We start from the raw sequence: 19,907 nt of genomic DNA on the forward strand, positions 1-19,907 counted from the left end.
CGAACGGCCCCGGACCAGGAGGTCCGGGGCCGTTCGTCGTCGTGTCGGGGATCGGGCGTCAGTAACCGAGCGCCCTCATGCACAGGTCCCACGGGTCGTCGTTGCGGAAGATGTTGTCGAACTTGCCCTGGGCGTTGCACTGGAGGCTGGCGCCGACCCAGGTCAGGGTGTTGCCGACCGTGCCGATGGGGTCCTTGACGGTGTCCTCGATCGTGCCGACCGGGTCCTTGCCGAGGTCGGCCAGGCCGCCGTCCTGCGAGCCGGGCGCCGGGGCCGGGGTGCCGCCGCCGGTGCCGCCGTCGCCGCCGCCGGAGCCCGAGCCACCACCCGATCCGGTGCCGCCGCCGGTGCCGCCACCGGTCGAGCCGTCGCCGCTGCCGGAGCCGCCACCGGTGGAGCCGCCGCCCGAGCCGCCCGTGGAGCCCGAGCCGCCCGTGGAGCCGTTGCCGCCCGCCGCGCCGCCGGCGCCGCCCGTCCCGTTCGAGCCGTTCGCCCCGGGCGTCGCGCCGTTGCCGGACGCCGCACCCGTGGTCGTGCCGGCGTCGTTGGGCCGCGGGGCGACCGGGTCGGGCACGAAGTAGTTGGCGGAGGCGACCGCGTTCGGCACCGAGGTGTACTCGCCCTGGAGGTAGGCCTCCTCGATGGCCAGCACGAGGTCCACGTACGCGTCGCTGTTGTTGTAGCGCTTCACGGCAGCGCGCTTGCCGGCCTCGGTCGAGAGGTCCTCGGCGCCGGAGCAGAGGTAGACGGCCGTCGCCAGCGCGGCGTCGTGGATGTTCTGGGGGTCGCGGACGCCGTCGCGGTCCGCGTCGACGCCGACGACGCGCCAGGTCGAGGGGATGAACTGCATGGGGCCGACCGCGCGGTCGTAGGTCGTGTCGTTGTCGAGCTCGCCCGCGTCGGTGTCGAGGATCCGCGCGGTGTTGTTCGTGCCGTCGAGGGGGACGCCGAAGATGCCGGGGGTCGCGACGCCCTTGTCGTCGAGCTGGCTGCCGCCGAACCGGCCGTGGTCGGACTCCGCGCGACCGATCGCGGCGACCAGCTGCCACGAGATGTTGCAGGTGGTGTCGGCGCCGTTGATGATCGTCTGCGCCCGCTGGTAGGCCCCCAGCGCGGTGGCCGGGATGCCGCTCGTGCTGGACGCGCCGACGATCTCGGCGTTGGTGCTGGGGGAGACCGCGTCGGGGACGGACACGCTCGCCGGGGCCTCGACCGCCTGGTCGGGGACGACGATGGCGCCCTCGGCGACCTGGTCGTCGGCCGCGACCAGCGTGCCCGACGGACCGCCGAGCCCGGCGACGACGACCGTCGCGGCAGCCGACAGCGCGGCGATGGGCGCGAGCGTCGTGGCCCTCTGCCACTGCGCGAAGCGACTCTTGCTCATTCTCGTCTCCCCTGGTGCCGCCGTCGGAGGCACACGCTGGTGTGAGGCTCCCTCAAGCCCGTGTGACGTGGGTAACGCCGGTGTGCCCGACAGGTTACGACCTGACCCGAAACAACGACGATCTTGAAGATACCTTGAGGTAGGAGATGTGTCAGCCGTTTCACGTGCCCCGGTTTTCGCCGGTGTTGGCGACATCGGCGAGACTGGAGCGGTGACCGACCCGACGACCAGCCGTCCCGCACGCACCACGACGAGGTCCGCGGACCTCTTCGCCCGCGCCTCGGCGGTCACCCCTGGTGGCGTCAACTCGCCGGTCCGCGCGTTCGGCGCGGTGGGCGGCACGCCCCGCTTCATCACCAGGGGCGCCGGCGCCCGGATCACCGACGTGGACGGCAACGAGTACGTCGACCTGGTCGGGTCCTGGGGCCCGATGCTGCTCGGCCACGCCCACCCGCAGGTGCAGGAGGCGGTCCTCGCCGCGGTCTCGCGCGGCACCTCGTACGGCACGCCGACCGAGCCCGAGGTCCTCCTCGCCGAGGAGATCGTGTCCCGCACGCCCGTCGAGCGGGTGCGGTTCACGTCGTCGGGCACCGAGGCGACGATGTCGGCGATCCGGCTCGCGCGCGGCTTCACCGGGCGCGACGTCGTCGTGAAGTTCGCCGGCTGCTACCACGGCCACGTCGACGCCCTGCTCGCGAGCGCGGGCTCCGGGCTCGCGACCTTCGCCATCCCCGGCACTCCCGGCGTGCCCGAGTCCGCCACCGACCTCACGCTGGTCCTGCCCTACAACGACCGGGCCGCGGTCGAGAAGGTCTTCGCCGAGCACGGCGACCGGATCGCCTGCCTCATCACGGAGGCGACCCCGGGCAACATGGGCATCGTCCCGCCCGAGCCGGGGTTCAACGCGTTCCTGGCCGAGACCTGTCGAGCCCACGGTGCGCTGTTCGTCTCCGACGAGGTGATGACCGGCTTCCGCGCGACCCGCCTCGGCGGCTGGGGCCTCGACGGCGCGCACGAGGGCTGGGTGCCCGACCTGATGACGTTCGGCAAGGTGATGGGCGGCGGTCTGCCCGCCGCGGCCTTCGGCGGCCGCGCGGACGTGATGGAGCACCTCGCGCCCTCGGGCCCCGTCTACCAGGCCGGCACCCTGGCCGGGAACCCCGTCGCCACGACCGCGGGCCTCACGACGCTGCAGCTCGCGACCGACGAGGTGTACGCCCACGTGGACCGCGTCGCGACCGTGATCCGCGAGGGGGCCTCCGCGGCGCTGACGCAGGCGGGCGTACCCCACGTCGCGCAGAGTGCGGGCACCATGTTCTCCGTGTTCCTCCTCGCCGGTGACGCCCCCGTGGCGCCCGTGCGCGACTTCGACGGTGCGAGCCGGCAGCACCTGCCGGCGTACGCCGCGTTCTTCCACGCCATGCTGGAGGCCGGTGTCCACCTGCCGCCGTCGGCCTACGAGGTGTGGTTCTGCTCCGCCGCCCACGACGACCGAGCCGTGCAGCAGGTGCTCGACGCCCTGCCGGCGGCCGCCCGCGCCGCGGCGGCCACGTACTGACCCCGGCCCCGGCCGGACGAGAGGACCCGATGAGCGACCAGACCGTCGTCCACCTGCTGCGCCACGGTGAGGTGCACAACCCGAACGGCGTGCTCTACGGCCGGATGCCGGGCTACCACCTCTCCGACCTCGGCAAGGAGATGGCGCAGCGCGTCGCGGAGCGGATCGGCGACCGTCCGATCGTGCACGTGCGCGTCTCGCCGCTCGAGCGGGCCCGCGAGACCGCGGCGCCGCTGCTGGCGGCCCGCCGCGTCGAGCCCGTGATCGACCCGCGCATCCTCGAGTCGACGAACGTGTTCGAGGGGTCCCGCTTCGCCCCCGGGGACAACGCCCTGCGCAACCCCCGCACGTGGCGGCACCTGTGGAACCCGTTCCGGCCCTCGTGGGGCGAGCCGTTCACCGAGGTCGCCGCCCGGATGATGGCGGCCGTCCACGACGCCCGGGAGGCCGCGGCCGCGGCGCCCGTCGAGGCCGACGGCAGGCCCAACGAGGCCGTCCTGGTCTCGCACCAGCTGCCGATCTGGACCACCCGGCTGCACGCCGAGGGCCGCTCCTTCCTGCACGACCCGCGCAAGCGGCAGTGCACCCTGTGCTCGCTGACGTCGCTGCACTTCCGCGGCGACGTGCTCACGCAGGTCTCGTACTCCGAGCCCGCCGGCGACCTGATCCCGACCCGTGACAAGGGCGCGCCGTTCTCCGCCGGCGGGGCCCCGGAGGAGCACCGACCCCGATGACCCCGCAGCACCGGCCCGCCCCGCGGGCCACGCGTGTCCGGCGCGCCCTCCTGGGCGCCGCGCTCGGCACGCTCGTCGTCGCCGGCTGCAACGACGTCCAGGGCTCCGGCGACCAGGGCTACGTCACCGACAACGGCCAGGTCTCGGCCGTCGACCCCGGTGACCGTGGGGAGCCGGTCACCCTGGAGGGCGAGGACCTGGAGGGCGAGGACCTCTCGCTGGAGGACTTCCGCGGGGCGCCCGTGGTCGTCAACGTCTGGGGCTCGTGGTGCCCGCCGTGCCGCGCGGAGGCGCCCGACCTGGTGGACGCCGCGAACGAGCTCGAGGGCCGTGCCGCGTTCGTCGGCATCAACAGCCGCGACAACTCCCCGGCCCAGGCCATCGCGTTCGAGGAGACGTACGAGGTGCCGTACCCCTCGTTCTACAGCCGCGACGGGCGCGCCCTGCTGGCCTTCGACGGCGCGCTCGGCCCCCGCACCATCCCCGCGACGCTCGTGCTCGACGCCGAGGGACGGGTCGCGGCCAGCATCGTCGGTCGGGTCCCCTCCGCGCTGACCGTGGTCGAGCTGGTCGAGGACGTTCTCGAGGAGAGCGGTCGGTGAGCGCCGAGCGGGTGCCGGTGCGTCGTGGGTGACTGGTTCCAGGCGACGGCCGGCAGCGGCTCCATGCTGCTGGCGGTCCCGGTCGCGCTCGTCGCCGGGCTGGTGTCGTTCTTCTCGCCGTGCGTGCTGCCGCTGGTGCCCGGCTACCTCTCCTACGCCACCGGCATGTCGGCCACCGAGGTCGCCGACGCGACGGGCGCCCGCCCGGGCGGCACGGCGACCCTGACCCGGCAGCGGCGCGGACGCCTCGTGCTGGGCTCGGTCTTGTTCGTCCTGGGCTTCGCCACCGTCTTCGTCCTGTACGCCGGGGCCACCGCCTCGGTCGCGTTCTGGCTCGAGAGCTACCGCGACACGCTGACCCTGGTGCTGGGGATCCTGACCATCCTGCTCGGCCTCGTCTTCGGCGGCTGGCTGCGCCTGCCGTTCCTCGACCGGGACTGGCGCTTCCACTCCGTGCCGAAGGTGGGGCTGCCGGCCGCGCCCGCGCTGGGCTTCCTGTTCGGCCTCGGCTGGACCCCCTGCATCGGGCCCACCCTCGGCGTGATCCTGACGCTCGGCCTCAACGAGGCCACGGTGGGCCGGGGCGTCGTGCTGTCCGCCGCGTACGCCCTGGGGCTGGGCATCCCGTTCATCCTGCTCGCCCTGGGCTTCGCCTGGTCGATGCGGGCCGTGTCCTGGCTGCGCCGCCACCAGGTCGTGGTGATGCGCGTCGGCGGCGTGATGATGGTCGCGGTCGGCGTGCTGCTCGTGACCGGCTGGTGGGACGTGCTGGTCCAGGAGCTCCAGCGCACCCTGATCTCCGACTTCGAGGTGAGCGTGTGAGCACCCCCGCCGACCCGCCCGAGGCAGAGCGCCGCACCGGCGAGCTGACCTTCGTCGAGCTGCTGCGCTGGTCGTGGCGCCAGCTGACGTCGATGCGCACCGCGCTGGTGCTGCTGCTGCTCGTCGCGCTGGCCGCCGTGCCCGGCTCGATCGTCCCGCAGGACAACGTCGACTCGTTCGAGGTCACGCAGTGGAAGGAGCGGCACCCGGACCTGACGCCCGTCTACGAGCGTCTCGGGCTGTTCTCCGTCTATGACTCGCCCTGGTTCGCGGCCACCTACATCCTGCTGATGATCTCGCTGGTGGGCTGCATCCTGCCGCGGCTCAAGGTCTACGCGCAGGCCGTGCGGGCGCGCCCGCCCCGCGCCCCGCGCAACCTGACCCGCCTGCCCGACCACGCGGCGTACCGCACCGAGGAGACCGCCGAGGACGCCGGCGCGCGGCTCGCGAGCGCCCTGCGGCGCCGGCGCTACCGGGTCGTCGACACCGACGAGGACCCCGGCGGCGACGTGGTGGTCTCGGCCGAGCGCGGCTACCTGCGCGAGGCGGGCAACCTGCTGTTCCACCTCTCCGTGCTGATCGTGCTCGTCGGCTTCGGCGCCGGCAGCATGCTCGGCTACCAGGGCGGCGCGATCGTGCTGGTGGGCAACGGGTTCTCCAACAACCTGACGCAGTACGACGACTTCGACCCCGGCAGCCTGTGGACCTCGGACGACCTCGACCCGTTCGCGTTCACCGTCGACGACTTCGACATCGAGTGGTACGACGACATGACCCAGCCGTCCTACGGCCAGGCCCGGTCGTTCGTCTCGCACCTCACCTACACCGACGACGTGGCCTCGGGGGACTCGGAGGAGTACGACCTGAGGGTCAACCACCCGCTCTCGATCGGCAGCACCGACGTCTTCCTCATCGGTCACGGGTACGCACCGGTGCTGACGGTCCGCGCGCCCGACGGGACGGTGGCGTACTCGGGCCCGACCATCTTCCTGCCCACCGACCTGTCGTTCCGCTCGTTCGGCGTCGTGAAGGTCTCCGACGGGCTCGACACCCAGGTCGGCCTGGAGGGCGAGTTCTACCCCTCCTACGGCTTCGACATGGAGACGGGGCCGTACTCGTACTTCGGGGACGCGCTGGAGCCGGCGATGTCGATGACGATCTACACCGGCGACCTGGGCGTCGACAGCGGCGTCGGGCAGTCCGTCTACTCGCTGGAGAAGGACGGGCTGACGCAGCAGGTGGACGACGAGGGCAACCCGCTGCGCCTCGACCTCGAGATCGGCGAGACGGCGGAGCTGCCGGGCGGGCTGGGCACGGTGACCTTCGACGGGTACGAGCGCTGGAACCGCGTCCAGATCAGCCAGACGCCCGGCAAGCTCGTCGCGCTCGGCGGCGTGGTGCTGGCGCTGGTCGGGCTGCTCGGGTCGCTGTTCATCCGCCCGCGACGGATCTGGGTGCGCGTGCGCGCGGCCGGCGGTGCGGACGACCTGCCCGGGACGGGCGCCACCGTGGTCACGATCGGGCTGCTCGACCGCTCGACCGGGGCCGGTGGTGGCGAGGAGGAGCTGCAGGGCATCCTTGACGAGGTGCGTCCGCAGCCGTCGGACGACGAGAGGGAGAAGCAGTGAGCAACGAGGCGTGGGAGCAGCTGAGCAACCAGGCGGTCGCGATCGGCGGCATCACGTACTTCCTGGCCTTCATCGCCTACCTGTGGCAGTGGGCCTCCCTGCGGCGCGTCCCGCTGGCGACCGACCACCGCGTGGCGGTGGGTGCGGGCGCCGGGGCAGTCGGGGGCACGGCGTCGCGGGCACGGCGACGCGGCGCGACCGACGAGGCGTGGACCGAGGACGAGGTCGTCGCCACCGCCGGTGAGGAGACCCGGCGCCGGGTGGCGATGGCCGAGCGGCTGGCCGTGCTGCTGACCGTGATCGCCACGGCCGTCCACTTCGTCGCCCTGCTCGGGCGCGGTCTCGCTGCCGAGCCGGCCCGCGTGCCCTGGGGCAACATGTACGAGTTCACGCTCTCCGGCACGTTCTTCGTGTCGCTGACCTACCTGGTGCTGCTACGCCGCTTCAACCTCGCGTGGCTGGGCCCGATCGTCGTGGGCTTCGTCGTGACGGTGCTGATGATCGACGTGATCTGGCTGCACGAGCCGGTCGCCCCGCTGACCGAGGCGCTGAACTCGTACTGGCTCGTCATCCACGTCGTCTCCGCCGTGATCGCGACGGCGGCGTTCACGGTCGGCGGCTTCACCGCGGGGCTCTACCTGGTGAAGGAGCGGGCGCAGAAGAAGGTCGCCGCGGGCGGTGACGGGGCCGAGGCGCCGGCGCAGCGCGGCTACCTCGCCCGCGTGCCCGACCTGGTGGGCCTGGACCGGCTGACCTACCGCCTGCACGCGTTCGCGTTCCCGGTGTGGACCTTCGCGGTGCTCATCACCGGACCGATCTGGGCGCACGAGGCGTGGAGCCGGTACTGGAACTGGGACCCCAAGGAGGTCTGGGCGTTCATCACCTGGGTCGTGTACGCCGCGTACCTCCACGCCCGCGCGACCGCCGGGTTCAAAGGCCGCACGGCCGCGATCCTGGCCCTCATCGGTCTGGCCACGCTGTGGTTCAACTTCATCGGGATCAACTTCTTCTCGACGTCGAGCCTGCACAGCTACGCCTGAGCGGCGCGGGCCCGCGACAGGGGCCCGAACCAGGCGGACATGGAACGACCCCGGCCTCGAGGGCCGGGGTCGTTCCGCGTCGGTGGGAGCCGGTCAGGCCGGCGCCGGGGGCTCGTCCTCGGGCTTGTCGCCGCCGGGCTTCTCGGGCGGCGTGCCGCCTCCCGCGCCGCCCGGTGCGCCTCCCGCTCCGCCGGCCGCTCCGCCGGCCGCTCCGCCGGCACCGCCGGGCTTGCGCGGGTCCTTGATCTTGCGGTTCAGGTCCCAGATGAAGTCGGGGTCGTCGTCCGGGGCCACGGGCTTGCGCTTCGCCGGGCCGCCACCGGGCGAGGGGCCTCCCCGCTTCTCCATGGCGCGCACGACGAAGTAGATGCACGCCGCGACGACGACCACGACCAGCACGAACTTCAGCACCCCTCCATCGTAGCCACCCTCACCAGCGGCCGAGGTCGATCGTTAGGCTGGCTCCCCGTGAAGGAGTTCGCGGTCTACACCCTGATGCGTCTCGTGCTGTTCGTCGTGACGTACGGCATCGTCCTGGGTGTCTACGCCCTCATCACCGACATCAAGGCGCCCATCCAGTTCATCCCCCTGGTGATCGCGTTCCTGATCTCGGGGATCCTGTCCTACCTGGTGCTGGACCGGCAGCGCGAGGCGTTCGCGCAGCGCATCGACGACCGCGCCAAGCGGATCTCGGAGGGCTACGAGAAGGCTCGCAGCCGCGAGGACGACGAGGACTGAGATGTCCGCTCTCGTCGCCCGCGGCGACGCCGCCCACCGGGACTGGCTGCGGGAGGCGGTGCGCACGGTCGAGGCCGACGCGAACCGCTCCGCCGACACCCACCTGCACCGCTTCCCTCTGCCGCCGCAGTGGGACGTGGACCTGTACCTCAAGGACGAGTCGGTCCACCCGACCGGCTCGCTGAAGCACCGATTGGCCCGCTCGCTGTTCCTCTACGCGCTCGTCAACGGCTGGGTGCGCGAGGGCACGACGGTGATCGAGGCGTCGTCGGGCTCGACCGCCGTCTCCGAGGCGTACTTCGCGCGGCTCCTGGGCCTGCCGTTCGTCGCCGTGATGCCGGCGCGCACCTCGCCCGAGAAGGTCGCCCTCATCGAGTTCCACGGCGGCCGCTGCCACTTCGTCGACGACCCGGGGGTGGTGTACGCCGAGGCGCGGCGCCTGGCCGCGGAGTCCGGCGGGCACTACATGGACCAGTTCACCTACGCCGAGCGGGCGACGGACTGGCGGGGCAACAACAACATCGCCGACTCGATCTTCGAGCAGATGGCCCTCGAGCGGCACCCGGTGCCCGCCTGGGTCGTCGTGGGCGCCGGCACGGGCGGCACGTCGGCCACGATCGGTCGCTACGTGCGCTACCGCTGCCACGACACCCGGGTGCTCGTCACCGACCCCGAGGGCTCGGCGTTCATCGGCGGCTACGCCGCGGACGACCCCGAGCACGTGGTGGCGGCCAGCTCGCGGATCGAGGGCATCGGGCGACCCCGCGTGGAGCCGTCGTTCGTGCCGGGCGTCGTCGACGCGATGCTCGCCGTGCCCGACGCGGCGTCGGTCGCCGCGGCGCGCTGGTGCTCGCGGGTCACGGGTCGCTCGGCCGGGGGGTCCACGGGCACCGCGCTGTGGGGGGCGCTGCGGATGGTCGCCGACCTGCGTGAGCAGGGCCGCGCGGGGTCCGTGGTGACGCTGTTGTGCGACGGGGGCGAGCGCTACGCGCACACGTACTACGACGACGCCTGGGTCGCGGCGCAGGGCCTCGACGTCGCCGCCTGCACGGCCACGCTCGAGGAGTTCGTCGCCACCGGCCGGTGGCGCGAACCGTTCTGAGGACCGCTCAGCGGCGGCGGCGCTCCAGGTGTCCGCGCACACGGGTCTCGGACTGGCCGAGCACCTTGGCGAGCAGCTTCACCCGGAAGACGTAGGCGAGCACGCCACCGACGACGAGCGCGCAGAAGATGAGGAACCACATGGGGCCGAGGGTACGCCGGTGGCCCTCCACCGAAACCTGCTGACGCGCCCGCCGGGCGGGCGGCTCAGCCGAGCGCCGACGGGATCGCCCAAGCCACGAGCCCGAGGGTGAAGACGAGGACGCCGACCATGCCGGCCCAGGTCAGCGTGGTGAAGGGTCCGACGCCGTGGCGCTCCGAGACCCACGACCACAGGCCCGTGCTGGGGTCGGGACGTTCGAAGCGGGCGCGCAGGCGGACGCCCAGGACCACGGCGAGCATGCTGAGGATCAGGCCGACGACCCAGAAGCCGACGAAGGCCACGGTGAACAGGGAGCCCAGCACGGCCGGACGGTCCCCTCAGGCCCCGATGACGAAACCAGCGAAGAGGCCGACGCCGGCGAGGAGCTCCGCGATGCCGGTGCGGGCCAGCACGGGGACCAGCGCGGGGCCGCGGGCGCCGCGCAGCACGATGCCGGCGGCGCCGCCGGCGGGCAGGACGAAGACGAGGGAGAGCAGCACCCACGGGGTGGTCAGGGCCGCCAGCACGCCGAAGTCGACGGCGGGGGCCAGCACCAGCAGGGCGTAGAACCAGCGCGTGCGCCTTTCGCCGAGGCGTACCGCCAGGGTCCGCTTGCCGGCGACCGTGTCGGTGGGCACGTCGCGCAGGTTGTTCGCCACGAGGATCGCGCAGGCCAGCGCGCCGATGCCGCCGCCGGCGTAGAGCGCCGCGGGCAGCGAGTCGGCGGTGAACGCGCCGACCTGGACGTAGGTGGTGCCGACCGTGGCGACCAGGCCGAAGAACACGAAGACCATGACCTCGCCGAGCCCGAGGTAGCCGTACGGCTTGCGCCCGCCCGTGTAGAACCAGGCGGCGACCACGCACACCGCGCCGAGCGCGACGAGCCACCACGCGGTCGTCGCGGCCAGCACGAGGCCGGCGACGGCCGCGACGCCGAAGGACCCGAAGGCGGCGGCCTTCACGGCGCCGGGGCTCGCGAGGCCGGAGCCGACCAGGCGCAGGGGCCCCACCCGGTCGTCGTCGGTGCCGCGGATCCCGTCGGAGTAGTCGTTCGCGTAGTTCACGCCGACCTGCAGCGCGAGCGCGACCACGGCGGCCAGCACGGCCTTCCAGGCGACCGCGGCGTCGGCGTACGCAGCCACACCGGTGCCCGCGAGCACCGGGGCGACGGCCGCCGGGAGCGTGCGGGGGCGGGCGCCCGCGATCCAGTGGGCCAGAGACGTCGACATGGTCGGTGATTCAAGCACCGCGCCGGGCCAGTAGCCTGCCGGGGTGCCCGTCGACCCGTTGCGCCCCGTCTCCGGGAGCGTCGCCGAGGTGATCGCGGCGACGGAGGCCTGGCTCGGTGCGGCCGACGAGCCGGCACCCCTGGTCGTCGAGACCTCGGGGTCCACCGGCCGGCCCAAGCGCGTGCTGCTCTCGCGCCGGGCGATCCGCGCCTCGGGGGTCGCCACCGCGCAGCACCTCGGCGTCGAGGGCCAGTGGCTGCTGACCCTGCCGGCCACCTACGTCGCGGGCCTGCAGGTCGTGGCCCGCTCGCTGGCCGCCGGCCACGCGCCGGTGGTGCTCGACGAGCACCCCGACCTGACCGCGGCCGTCGCGGCGATGGCGCCCGGCGCGCCGCACCTCGTCTCCCTCGTGCCCACCCAGCTCGCCCGCCTGCTCGACGACCTTGCGGCGACGGCCGCGCTGGCGGGGTTCGCCGCCGTGCTGCTCGGCGGGGGACCGATCGACCCCGCGCTGCGGGCGCGCGCCGAGGCCGCCGGGGTGCGGGTGGTCGCGACGTACGGCTCCGCGGAGACCGCCGGCGGCTGCGTCTACGACGGGTGGCCGCTGGCGGGCGTACGCCTGGAGCTCGAGGCCGACGGCCGCGTGCGGGTCGCGGGCCCCACGCTCTTCGACGGCTACGCCGACGACCCGGACCTGACCGCCGAGGTGCTGGTCGACGGGTGGTTCCGCACCTCCGACGCCGGCCGCTTCGGCCCCGACGGCCGGCTCGAGCTGCTGGGTCGCGTGGACGACGTCGTGGTCTCGGGCGGGGTGAACGTGCCGGGTCCGGCGGTCGCCCGGCGGCTGCGCGAGCACCCGGGCCTCGCCGCGGTCGAGGTGCTCGGCGCCGACGACCCCGAGTGGGGCCGCCGCGTCGTCGCGTTCGTGGTGCCGACCGCCACTGCCGGCACCGGTGCCGGGTCGGGGGCGCCGACGCTGGACGAGCTGCGCGACTGGGTCGCCGCCGCGCACCCCCGCGCGTGGGCACCGCGCCAGCTGCTCGTGCTCGAGGCGCTGCCGCTGCTGGCGAACGGCAAGACCGACCGCCTCGCGCTCCTCGCCCGGGCGGAGCAGTCGTGAGCGCCGCCGGATCGGCGGCCGGTGAGCGTCTGCACGTCGTGTCCCTGCCGCTGCGCACCCGCTTCCGCGGCATCACCGTGCGCGAGGTCGCGCTGGTCGAGCACGACGGCGGCTGGGGGGAGTGGTCGCCGTTCGTGGAGTACGACGCCGCCACCTCCGCACCGTGGCTGGCCTGCGCGCGGGAGGCCGCGGCCGGCGCCTGGCCCGCGCCGGTGCGCGACGCCGTGCCGGTGAACGTGACGGTGCCGGCCTGCGACCCCGCCCGCGCGACGCAGATCGTGGCCGCGGGCGGGTGCTCGACCGCCAAGGTGAAGGTCGCCGAGCGCGGCCAGACGCTGGCCGACGACCTGGCGCGGGTCGAGGCCGTGCGGGCCGCGCTGGACGCGCTGGGCCCGTGCGGGCGCGTCCGCGTCGACGCCAACGGGGCCTGGGACGTCGACGAGGCCGTGCGCGCGATCGCCCTGCTGGACCGTGCGGCGGGCGGGCTGGAGTACGTCGAGCAGCCCGTCGCCTCCGTCGAGGACCTGGCCCGGGTGCGACGCCGTGTCGACGTCCCCGTCGCCGCCGACGAGTCCATCCGACGGGCCGCGGACCCCTACCGGGTGCGCGACCTGGAGGCGGCCGACGTCGCGGTGCTCAAGGTGCAGCCGCTCGGCGGCGTGGCCGCCTGCCTGCGGATCGCGGAGGACATCGGCCTGCCGGTGGTGGTCTCGTCGGCCGTCGAGTCGTCGGTGGGGATCGCGGCCGGCGTCGCGCTCGCCGCCGCGCTGCCCGAGCTGCCGTACGCCTGCGGGCTCGCCACCGTGCAGATGCTTGCGGCGGACGTGCTGGTCGACCCGATGCTGCCCGTGGACGGCCTGCTGCGGGTGCCCGCGTCCGGCTCCCTCGTGCCCGACCGCTCCCTGCTCGCCCGCAACGCCGCCGCCCCCGACCGCGTGGCCTGGTGGGCCGAGCGGCTCGCCGCCGTGGAGGACCTGTGACCGATCCCGCCTCCGTCGTCCTCTCGCGCGCCGTCGTCGACGCCCTGGTCGCCGCCGGGGTGCGCGAGGTGGTGCTGGCGCCCGGCTCGCGCAACGCACCGCTGGCCTTCGCGGCGTACGCCTCGGCTGCCGCCGGCGGCCTGCGGCTGCACACGCGCATCGACGAGCGCTCCGCCGCGTTCCTCGCCCTCGGCCTGACCCGCGGCGGCTCGCGGGCCGCGGTCGTGTGCACCTCGGGCACGGCGGTGGCGAACCTGCACCCCGCGGTGCTGGAGGCGGCCCACAGCGCTGTCGGCCTCGTCGTGGTCTCCGCCGACCGGCCGGCCTCGCTGCGCGGCACCGGGGCGAGCCAGACGACCGACCAGGTCCGGATGTTCGGCGACGCCGCCGCCTTCGCCGACGTCGCGGACGCGACCGACCTGGCGGCGGCCGCGCCGCTGCTCGACGGCGACGGCCCGGTCCACCTCAACGTGCAGCTGACGCCTCCGCTGGTCCCCGCCGTCTCCGGTCGCGGCACCTCCGACAGTCGAGAACTACCGGAGGCACCGCGACCCGGGGGGACCGGGCGCGGGATGCTCGGACGCCGCTACCGCGACGCGGTCGAGCGGGGGGAGGCGTACGCCCTGCCCCGCGGCCCGCGCACCGTCGTCGTCGCGGGCGACGACGCGGGACCGCCCGCCCGGATCCTCGCCGAGACGGCCGGCTGGCCGTTGCTGGCCGAGCCCAGCTCGGGCGCCCGCACGGGCCCCCACGCGCTGCGCTGCTACCGCCTCCTGCTCGACGGGCCCCTGGGGGCGCAGGTCGAGCGGGTCGTCGTCGCGGGCCACCCGACGCTGTCGCGACCGGTCACGCGGCTGCTCGAGCGCGCGGACGTCGAGGTCGTGTCGTGGCGTCACGCCGGCCGCTGGGCCGACCGGCCCTTCCCGGTGGCCTCCGAGCACGACGCCGTCACGGTCGAGGCGGCAGGCGCGGGGCCGGGCGAGCCGGACGGCTGGCTGGCGGCCTGGACCGACGCCGACCGCGAGGCCGCCCGGCGCGTCGACCGTGCGCTCGCGATCGAGCCGGACCTGACGCCGTACGAGGTCGCCGGCGCGGTCGCGCGGGCCCTGCCGCCCGGCGGCCTGCTGGTCGTCGGGGCGTCGAGCCCGATCCGCGATCTCGACCTGATGGCGACGCCGCAGCCGGCCGGGCAGCGCCGCTTCGTGCTGGCGAACCGGGGCCTTGCCGGCATCGACGGCACGGTCTCGACCGCGCTCGGTGCGGCGCTGGCCCGTCCGCGCTCCACGCGCTCGATCGCCCTGCTCGGCGACGTGACGTTCCTCCACGACGCCGGTGGCCTGGTGCTCGGCCCGCGCGAGGAGCGGCCGGACCTGACGCTGGTCGTCGTCAACGACGACGGCGGCTCGATCTTCGCGATGCTGGAGCAGGGGGCGCCCGCGTACGCCGACGCCTTCGACACGCTGTTCGGCACGCCGCACGGCGTCGACCTCGCCGCCCTGTGCGCCGCGACCCGCACGCCGCACTGGCGGGTGGAGTCCCTGCCGGAGCTCGAGCACGCGCTCGCCTCCCCGGCCGGCGGGATCGAGGTGGTCGAGGTGCGGGTGCGCCGCGACAACCGCCGTGAGCTGGACGAGCGCCTGCGCGCGGTGGTCGCCGACGTGCCGGCCGCCGGGCCTCAGGCGGAGTAGCTGGCGATCAGCCGCAGCGCGTCGGCGTCGGGGGAGCCGGGCGCCGCGGTGTAGATCTTCAGCTTGTGCTCCGGCGAGCCCGGCACGTCGAAGGCCTCGAAGCCGACCTCGAACTCGCCGACGGCCGGGTGCCGCAGCCGCTTGGTCCCGAACGCGCAGTCGTGCACGCGGTGCTCCGCCCACAGCGCGGCGAACTCCGGGCTGCGCACGCTGAGCTCGCCGACGAGCTCGTGCAGGGCGCGGTCGTCGGGGTGCAGGCCGGCGTCGGCGCGCAGCACGGCGGCGGTGGTCGAGGCGACCTCCGCCCAGTCGACGTAGCGCTCCCGCGCGGCGGGGTCGAGGAAGGTGAACCGGGCGAGGTTGCGCTCCCGGAACGGCAGCGCCTCGGCGTCGAAGAAGACCTTGCGGGCCAGCTCGTTCATGGCGAGCACCTGCAGCCCGGTGCCGTGCACGATCGCCGGCCGGTCCGGCATCCCGGCGATGAGGTGGTGCACGCCGGCGCGCACCCGCTGCGGCGGCGCGTCGGCCTCGTCGGGCCGGACGGCGGGGAGGTCGCCCGCCAGGGCGAAGAAGTACGCCTGCTCCGTGGCGTTGAGCCGCAACGCCCGGGCGACGCCGGTCAGCACGGTGGACGACACCGCTCCGGCCCGACCCTGCTCGAGGCGCGTGTAGTAGTCGACGCTCACGCCCGCGGCCCGGGCGACCTCCTCACGACGCAGACCCTTCACGCGCCGGGTGCGCACGGCCGCGTCGCCCGCGGTGGCGGCCGGGTCGGGCGCGACGCGGGAGCGGGCGGCCCGCAGGAAGTCGCGGAGGTCGGAGGAGGGCACGCCCGACATCCTGCCAGGGCCCGTGGCCCCGGGCCGCGCCCAAGGTGGCCCTGCCAGGGCCAGCCAGCGACCTCCCCGGCGCGGACCGTGCCTGTTCACTGGAGCAGAAGCGATCCCCCAGCAACAGGAGACACCCATGCCGCAGACCGTCGACGCCCTGGTCACCTCGGGCGCCCGCGAGCCGTTCGAGCGCTCCACGATCGAGCGCCGCGACCCGGGCCCCCACGACGTCGTCATCGACATCGCGTACGCCGGCATCTGCCACTCCGACATCCACACCGCGCGCGAGGAGTGGGGCGAGGCGATCTTCCCGCTCGTCCCCGGCCACGAGATCGCGGGCACCGTCGCCGCCGTCGGCAGCGACGTGACGCGCTACTCCGTCGGCGACCGCGTCGGCGTCGGCTGCTTCGTCGACTCGTGCCGCGAGTGCGAGAACTGCCGGGCGGGCGAGGAGCAGTACTGCCTGCGCGGCGAGGTCGGCACCTACAACTCGCGCCAGTACGCGGACGGCTCGCCGACCCACGGCGGCTACTCGCGCAGCATCGTCGTCGACGAGAACTACGTGCTCGGCATCCCCGAGGGCATCGAGCTCGACGTGGCCGCCCCGCTGCTGTGCGCCGGCATCACGCTGTACTCGCCGCTGCGCCACTGGGGCGCGGGCCCCGGCAAGAAGGTCGCGATCGTCGGCATGGGCGGCCTCGGGCACATGGGCGTGAAGATCGCGTCCGCCCTGGGCGCCGAGGTGACCGTGCTGAGCCAGAGCCTGTCGAAGGAGGAGGACGGCCGCCGGCTCGGCGCGCAGCACTACTACGCCACCTCCGACAAGGCGACGTTCAAGGAGCTGCGCGGCTCCTTCGACCTGATCGTCAACACCGTCGCCGTCAGCCTGCCGCTGGACCGCTACCTGTCCCTGCTGCGGCTCGACGGCGCCATGGTCAACGTCGGCATCCCCGAGACCCCGGACAGCTTCCGCGCGTTCTCGCTCGCCGGCATGCGCCGCAGCCTGGCCGGCTCCAAGATCGGCGGCATCCGCGAGACGCAGGAGATGCTCGACTTCTGCGCCGAGCACGGCCTGGGCGCCGAGATCGAGAAGATCACCGTCGACCAGGTCGACGAGGCGTGGGACCGCGTCGTGAACAGCGACGTGCGCTACCGGTTCGTCATCGACATCGCGTCGTTCGACGCCTGAGCCCGGCCGGCTCCCGCCGGCACCGCACCGGTCCGCCCCGGGCGGACCAGCCGCACCTCGTGGGCGTCGATGTCCGCGTCGTGCAGGGTGGTCCCGTCCGGGGCGAACCCGTGCTTGGCGTAGAAGGCGTGGGCGCGGGGGTTGTCGGCGAGCACCCACAGCGAGCACGCGGCGCCGCCGGTGACCTCGCCGAGCAGGGCGGCGCCGACGCCCGAGCCCCACGCGGAGCGCCGCACGTACAGGGCGTACAGGTGCAGCGGCGCCGGGGCGTCGACCTCCCGCGTGGGCCCGGCCGTGGCGAAGCCGACGAGCTCCTCGGCGCCGCTGAGGCCGGAGCGCACGGCCAGCAGCGGCGGGTGCGCCCCGGTCACCATCCGCTCCCACATCGCCACCCGCTCGTCGTGGGCGGCGACGACGCGCTCGAGGCGCTCAGGGGCGATGAGGTCGGCGTACGCCTCGCTCCAGCAGCGGGCGTGCAGGCGAGCGCCCGCCTCGGCGTCGGCCGGGGCCGCGGGCCGGAGCAGGACGGCGGAGGGGAACGAGCTCACGGGGCCATCCCACCGCGGGGGAGCCGGGACCGCCACGTATTTACCGGTCCCTAGGGTGGGGACATGGCGACGGTGTGGATGGAGTACGAGCGGTCCGAGGTCGAGGAGGTCGTCGGGCCGCTGCCCGACAGCCTGACGTATGCGCGCTACGACGGCGAGCACGAGCCGGAGGGCATCGACGAGGTCGAGGTCTACGTGCCGCCCTACTTCGGCCCCGCCGACCCGGCGATCATCGGCCGGATGCCCGCCCTCAAGCTGGTGCAGGCGCCCAGCGCGGGTGTCGACAACCTGCTGCCCCACGTGCCGGACGACGTGCCGCTGTGCCGGGCCGCGGGCGTCCACGACGCGGGCACGGCGGAGCTCGCCGTCGCCCTGGTGCTGGCCGCGCAGCGCGACCTGCCGCGCTGGTTCGCCCAGCAGCAGCGGCACGAGTGGGACCAGTACAACCACGGCCCCTCGCTCGCCGACCGCCGGGTGCTGCTCGTCGGCTACGGCTCCATCGGCCAGGCCATCCACCGGCGCCTCGACGGCTTCGAGTGCGACGTCGTCCCGGTCGCGACGTCGCCCCGCCAAGGCCCGTTCGGCCACGTCCACGGCATCGACGAGGTGCCCGACCTGCTGCCCGACATCGACATCGTGGTGATCGTGACGCCGCTGACCGAGCGCACCGAGGGCCTGGTCGACGCGGCGTTCCTCGCGGCGTTGCCCGACGGCGCCCTGCTGGTCAACGTGGGCCGCGGCAAGGTCGTCGACACCGACGCGCTGCTCGCCGAGGTCACCGCGGGCCGGCTGCGCGCCGCGCTGGACGTCGTCGACCCCGAGCCGCTGCCCGCCGACCACCCCCTGTGGGAGGCCCCGGGTGTGATCATCACCCCGCACGTCGCCGGCGGCACCACCGCCATGCGGCCGCGGCTGTTCCGGATCATCGCCGACAACCTGCGCCGCCACGTGGCCGGCGAGGAGCCGCTGCACGCCGTGCCGCGCTGACGCGCACGGCGCCCTCAGTGCGGCTGCGTCTCCTCGACCGGGTAGCCGCTGACGAGACCGGCCATCGACGTCGTCAGGACGGGTACGCCGTCCGGCGGCGTGGGTGGGACGGCACCGGGGTCGACCTCGTCGGGCGTGGGGAGGCCCGGCACGTCGTGGGGCGGGGCGGGCTCGGACGCGACGACCGAGAAGTCGATCAGTTGGCCTGCTGTTTCCCTGTCGTTCATCTTCGCCACGATAGCCGGTTCAGCCGACGACACCAGGGGGCCGGGTGCGCGACAGGCGTACCGCCCGCGTCAGCAGGCCCAGCCCCACGACCGCGACGCCGCTCGCCACCGAGGCGAGCGGGAGCGTCGCGACCAGGGCGACGCAGCCCAGCGCGCCGATCACGGCGACGGCCGGGGTCCGGCCCGCGCGGCGGTGCATCGCCAGCGCGGCGAGGTTGGCGACGAGGTAGTAGAGCAGCACCCCGAACGAGCTGAACCCGACCGCCTCGGTCAGGTCGAGGCCGAGCACCAGGAGAGCCACGCAGCCGCCGACGGCCAGCTGCGCGCGGTGGGGGACGTCGTGGCGCGGGTGCAGCGCCGCGAGCCCCCGCGGCAGCTCGCCGTCGCGGGCCATCGCCAGCGCGGTGCGCCCGATCCCGGCCAGCAGGCCGAGCAGCGCGCCGACCGAGGCGGCTCCCGCGCCGACGACGACCAGCGGGACGGCCCACGCGGCTCCGTCGACGAGCTCGCGCAGGGGTGCCGCCGACCCGGCCAGCGCGGTCGGACCGAGGCCCCGGAGCAGGGCGAGGGCCAGCAGCACGTAGACGCCCAGCACGAACGCGAAGGCCAGTCCGATCGCGCGCGGGATCGTCCGCTCCGGGTCGCGCACCTCCTCGCCCAGCGTCGCGACGCGGGCGTACCCCGCGAACGCGAAGAACAGCAGCCCGGCCGCCTGTGCGACGCCGTACGCGTCCGGGCCGACGGAGCCGACGGAGCCGTCGACCGCCGCCCACCACGGCTGCGCGGCCCCGCGCGCCGACAGCCCGACGACGACCGCGGCCAGCAGCCCGGCCAGCGACACCACCACGATCGCTCGGGCCGCCCGCGCGGTGCGGGTCACGCCGACGGTCGTCAGCAGGGTCAGGCCGACCACCACGGCCGCCGCCACCACCCGCCGCAGGGGCTCCGCGGTGCCCTCGGGCAGGGCGTACGCCGCGAACGCGGTCGCCATGGCCGCGCACGACGCGGTCTTGCCCACCACGAAGCACCAGCCGGCGGAGAAGCCCCACCAGGGCCCCAGCTCGGCGCGGCCGTAGACGTAGGTGCCGCCCGAGGACGGGTGGCGGGCCGCCAGGCGGGCCGACGACCAGGCGTTGCACCACGCGACGACGGCGACGACCGCGAGCGCGACGAGCAGGCCGCGGCCCGAACCGGCGGCGTCGGTCGCGGGGCCGAGCACGGTGAAGGCGCCCGCGCCGATCATCGAGGCGACGCCGAGCGTGGTGGCGTCGCGGAGGTCGAGTCGTCGCTGCACGCCCGGACTGTGCCGCAGGCACGTGAACGCGGGGTGTCCGACCACCGCCCCGCCTCTACCGTGGAG

The 19,907-nt window shown here is 74.6% G+C and carries 22 protein-coding genes; 13 read left to right on the forward strand and 9 right to left on the reverse strand.

Annotated features, from left to right (window positions below):
- Positions 1 to 58: 58 nt before the first annotated feature.
- Entirely contained in the window at positions 59 to 1,384 is a 1,326-nt protein-coding gene (locus RDV89_RS17110) for a lytic transglycosylase domain-containing protein (protein ID WP_315734949.1), read from the reverse strand.
- Between the two features lie 211 nt (positions 1,385 to 1,595).
- Here RDV89_RS17110 and hemL point away from each other — a divergent pair, with 211 nt between their 5' ends.
- The 6 genes from hemL to ccsB all read left to right on the forward strand — a co-directional run bounded on the left by hemL (position 1,596) and on the right by ccsB (position 7,768).
- Positions 1,596 to 2,942, forward strand: a complete 1,347-nt coding sequence (gene hemL / locus RDV89_RS17115) for a glutamate-1-semialdehyde 2,1-aminomutase (protein ID WP_315734952.1) — start codon at positions 1,596 to 1,598, stop codon at positions 2,940 to 2,942.
- 29 nt (positions 2,943 to 2,971) lie between these two features.
- Positions 2,972 to 3,676, forward strand: coding sequence for a histidine phosphatase family protein (locus tag RDV89_RS17120; protein ID WP_315734954.1), 705 nt, complete (start codon positions 2,972 to 2,974; stop codon positions 3,674 to 3,676).
- Entirely contained in the window at positions 3,673 to 4,278 is a 606-nt protein-coding gene (locus RDV89_RS17125) for a TlpA family protein disulfide reductase (protein WP_315734956.1), read from the forward strand. Before RDV89_RS17120 ends, RDV89_RS17125 begins: the two co-directional genes overlap by 4 nt.
- Before the next feature lie 63 nt (positions 4,279 to 4,341).
- Positions 4,342 to 5,100 carry a cytochrome c biogenesis CcdA family protein gene (locus tag RDV89_RS17130; protein ID WP_315735128.1) on the forward strand — a complete coding sequence of 253 codons (759 nt, stop codon included), beginning with the start codon at positions 4,342 to 4,344 and terminating at the stop codon, positions 5,098 to 5,100.
- On the forward strand, positions 5,097 to 6,728 hold the full coding sequence (resB, locus tag RDV89_RS17135) for a cytochrome c biogenesis protein ResB (protein WP_315734958.1): 1,632 nt from the start codon (positions 5,097 to 5,099) through the stop codon (positions 6,726 to 6,728). The genes RDV89_RS17130 and resB overlap by 4 nt, the downstream gene beginning before the upstream one ends.
- A complete protein-coding gene (gene ccsB / locus RDV89_RS17140; protein ID WP_315734960.1) occupies positions 6,725 to 7,768 on the forward strand; it encodes a c-type cytochrome biogenesis protein CcsB in 1,044 nt (347 codons plus the stop codon). The genes resB and ccsB overlap by 4 nt, the downstream gene beginning before the upstream one ends.
- 93 nt (positions 7,769 to 7,861) lie before the next feature.
- On the opposite strand, the gene RDV89_RS17145 is transcribed toward ccsB, so the two are convergent.
- Positions 7,862 to 8,179 (reverse strand): hypothetical protein, encoded by a 318-nt coding sequence (locus RDV89_RS17145; RefSeq protein ID WP_315734962.1) that lies wholly within the window; start codon positions 8,177 to 8,179, stop codon positions 7,862 to 7,864.
- Positions 8,180 to 8,236: 57 nt separating this feature from the next.
- On the opposite strand from RDV89_RS17145, the gene RDV89_RS17150 reads away from it, so the two are divergent.
- Both RDV89_RS17150 and cds1 read left to right on the forward strand, forming a co-directional pair.
- Positions 8,237 to 8,506, forward strand: coding sequence for a DUF4229 domain-containing protein (locus RDV89_RS17150; protein WP_315734964.1), 270 nt, complete (start codon positions 8,237 to 8,239; stop codon positions 8,504 to 8,506).
- A gap of 1 nt (position 8,507) precedes the next feature.
- Complete coding sequence (cds1, locus tag RDV89_RS17155; protein WP_315734966.1) at positions 8,508 to 9,608, forward strand: L-cysteine desulfhydrase Cds1; 1,101 nt, start codon at positions 8,508 to 8,510, stop codon at positions 9,606 to 9,608.
- Between the two features lie 7 nt (positions 9,609 to 9,615).
- Here the strand turns inward: cds1 and RDV89_RS17160 are convergent, their stop codons facing one another.
- The 3 genes from RDV89_RS17160 to RDV89_RS17170 form a co-directional block, all read right to left on the reverse strand.
- Positions 9,616 to 9,750 carry a hypothetical protein gene (locus tag RDV89_RS17160; RefSeq protein WP_315734968.1) on the reverse strand — a complete coding sequence of 45 codons (135 nt, stop codon included), beginning with the start codon at positions 9,748 to 9,750 and terminating at the stop codon, positions 9,616 to 9,618.
- A gap of 64 nt (positions 9,751 to 9,814) precedes the next feature.
- Positions 9,815 to 10,072, reverse strand: coding sequence for a hypothetical protein (locus tag RDV89_RS17165; RefSeq protein ID WP_315734970.1), 258 nt, complete (start codon positions 10,070 to 10,072; stop codon positions 9,815 to 9,817).
- A gap of 15 nt (positions 10,073 to 10,087) precedes the next feature.
- The gene (locus RDV89_RS17170; protein ID WP_315734972.1) at positions 10,088 to 10,978 is read right to left on the reverse strand and encodes a 1,4-dihydroxy-2-naphthoate polyprenyltransferase; all 891 of its coding nucleotides are present in this window, start codon (positions 10,976 to 10,978) and stop codon (positions 10,088 to 10,090) included.
- A 43-nt stretch (positions 10,979 to 11,021) separates the two neighbouring features.
- Between RDV89_RS17170 and RDV89_RS17175 the strand changes: the two genes are divergently transcribed.
- The 3 genes from RDV89_RS17175 to menD are packed head-to-tail and all read left to right on the forward strand — an operon-like array spanning position 11,022 to position 14,766.
- The gene (locus RDV89_RS17175; protein ID WP_315734974.1) at positions 11,022 to 12,098 is read left to right on the forward strand and encodes an AMP-binding protein; all 1,077 of its coding nucleotides are present in this window, start codon (positions 11,022 to 11,024) and stop codon (positions 12,096 to 12,098) included.
- The gene (locus RDV89_RS17180) at positions 12,095 to 13,078 is read left to right on the forward strand and encodes an o-succinylbenzoate synthase (protein ID WP_315734976.1); all 984 of its coding nucleotides are present in this window, start codon (positions 12,095 to 12,097) and stop codon (positions 13,076 to 13,078) included. Before RDV89_RS17175 ends, RDV89_RS17180 begins: the two co-directional genes overlap by 4 nt.
- Positions 13,075 to 14,766, forward strand: coding sequence for a 2-succinyl-5-enolpyruvyl-6-hydroxy-3-cyclohexene-1-carboxylic-acid synthase (gene menD / locus RDV89_RS17185; protein WP_315734977.1), 1,692 nt, complete (start codon positions 13,075 to 13,077; stop codon positions 14,764 to 14,766). The genes RDV89_RS17180 and menD overlap by 4 nt, the downstream gene beginning before the upstream one ends.
- On the opposite strand, the gene RDV89_RS17190 is transcribed toward menD, so the two are convergent.
- A complete protein-coding gene (locus RDV89_RS17190; RefSeq protein ID WP_315734979.1) occupies positions 14,754 to 15,596 on the reverse strand; it encodes a helix-turn-helix domain-containing protein in 843 nt (280 codons plus the stop codon). The two genes, menD and RDV89_RS17190, sit on opposite strands and share 13 nt — an antisense overlap.
- 136 nt (positions 15,597 to 15,732) lie before the next feature.
- On the opposite strand from RDV89_RS17190, the gene RDV89_RS17195 reads away from it, so the two are divergent.
- The gene (locus RDV89_RS17195) at positions 15,733 to 16,785 is read left to right on the forward strand and encodes an NAD(P)-dependent alcohol dehydrogenase (RefSeq protein ID WP_315734981.1); all 1,053 of its coding nucleotides are present in this window, start codon (positions 15,733 to 15,735) and stop codon (positions 16,783 to 16,785) included.
- Here RDV89_RS17195 and RDV89_RS17200 read toward each other — a convergent pair.
- Positions 16,746 to 17,333 (reverse strand): GNAT family N-acetyltransferase, encoded by a 588-nt coding sequence (locus tag RDV89_RS17200; protein ID WP_315734983.1) that lies wholly within the window; start codon positions 17,331 to 17,333, stop codon positions 16,746 to 16,748. The genes RDV89_RS17195 and RDV89_RS17200 overlap by 40 nt on opposite strands.
- A gap of 63 nt (positions 17,334 to 17,396) precedes the next feature.
- On the opposite strand from RDV89_RS17200, the gene RDV89_RS17205 reads away from it, so the two are divergent.
- Entirely contained in the window at positions 17,397 to 18,320 is a 924-nt protein-coding gene (locus RDV89_RS17205; protein WP_315734985.1) for a 2-hydroxyacid dehydrogenase, read from the forward strand.
- A gap of 14 nt (positions 18,321 to 18,334) precedes the next feature.
- Here the strand turns inward: RDV89_RS17205 and RDV89_RS17210 are convergent, their stop codons facing one another.
- Both RDV89_RS17210 and RDV89_RS17215 read right to left on the reverse strand, forming a co-directional pair.
- Positions 18,335 to 18,547 carry a hypothetical protein gene (locus tag RDV89_RS17210; protein WP_315734987.1) on the reverse strand — a complete coding sequence of 71 codons (213 nt, stop codon included), beginning with the start codon at positions 18,545 to 18,547 and terminating at the stop codon, positions 18,335 to 18,337.
- Positions 18,548 to 18,566: 19 nt separating this feature from the next.
- Positions 18,567 to 19,841, reverse strand: a complete 1,275-nt coding sequence (locus RDV89_RS17215; RefSeq protein WP_315734989.1) for an APC family permease — start codon at positions 19,839 to 19,841, stop codon at positions 18,567 to 18,569.
- Positions 19,842 to 19,907 lie beyond the last annotated feature (66 nt).

Source organism: Nocardioides imazamoxiresistens (assembly GCF_032378595.1).
Taxonomy (GTDB): Bacteria; Actinomycetota; Actinomycetes; order Propionibacteriales; family Nocardioidaceae; genus Nocardioides; species Nocardioides imazamoxiresistens.

Excerpts from the sequence above, each read along its gene's own strand:
- RDV89_RS17160 (WP_315734968.1), bottom strand. The coding sequence starts at position 9,750 with ATGTGGTTCCTCATCTTCTGCGCGCTCGTCGTCGGTGGCGTGCTCGCC.
- cds1 (WP_315734966.1), top strand. The coding sequence starts at position 8,508 with ATGTCCGCTCTCGTCGCCCGCGGCGACGCCGCCCACCGGGACTGGCTG.
- RDV89_RS17210 (WP_315734987.1), bottom strand. The coding sequence starts at position 18,547 with ATGAACGACAGGGAAACAGCAGGCCAACTGATCGACTTCTCGGTCGTC.
- RDV89_RS17195 (WP_315734981.1), top strand. The coding sequence starts at position 15,733 with ATGCCGCAGACCGTCGACGCCCTGGTCACCTCGGGCGCCCGCGAGCCG.
- RDV89_RS17125 (WP_315734956.1), top strand. The coding sequence starts at position 3,673 with ATGACCCCGCAGCACCGGCCCGCCCCGCGGGCCACGCGTGTCCGGCGC.
- RDV89_RS17205 (WP_315734985.1), top strand. The coding sequence starts at position 17,397 with ATGGCGACGGTGTGGATGGAGTACGAGCGGTCCGAGGTCGAGGAGGTC.
- RDV89_RS17130 (WP_315735128.1), top strand. The coding sequence starts at position 4,342 with ATGCTGCTGGCGGTCCCGGTCGCGCTCGTCGCCGGGCTGGTGTCGTTC.
- RDV89_RS17120 (WP_315734954.1), top strand. The coding sequence starts at position 2,972 with ATGAGCGACCAGACCGTCGTCCACCTGCTGCGCCACGGTGAGGTGCAC.
- RDV89_RS17110 (WP_315734949.1), bottom strand. The coding sequence starts at position 1,384 with ATGAGCAAGAGTCGCTTCGCGCAGTGGCAGAGGGCCACGACGCTCGCG.
- RDV89_RS17170 (WP_315734972.1), bottom strand. The coding sequence starts at position 10,978 with ATGTCGACGTCTCTGGCCCACTGGATCGCGGGCGCCCGCCCCCGCACG.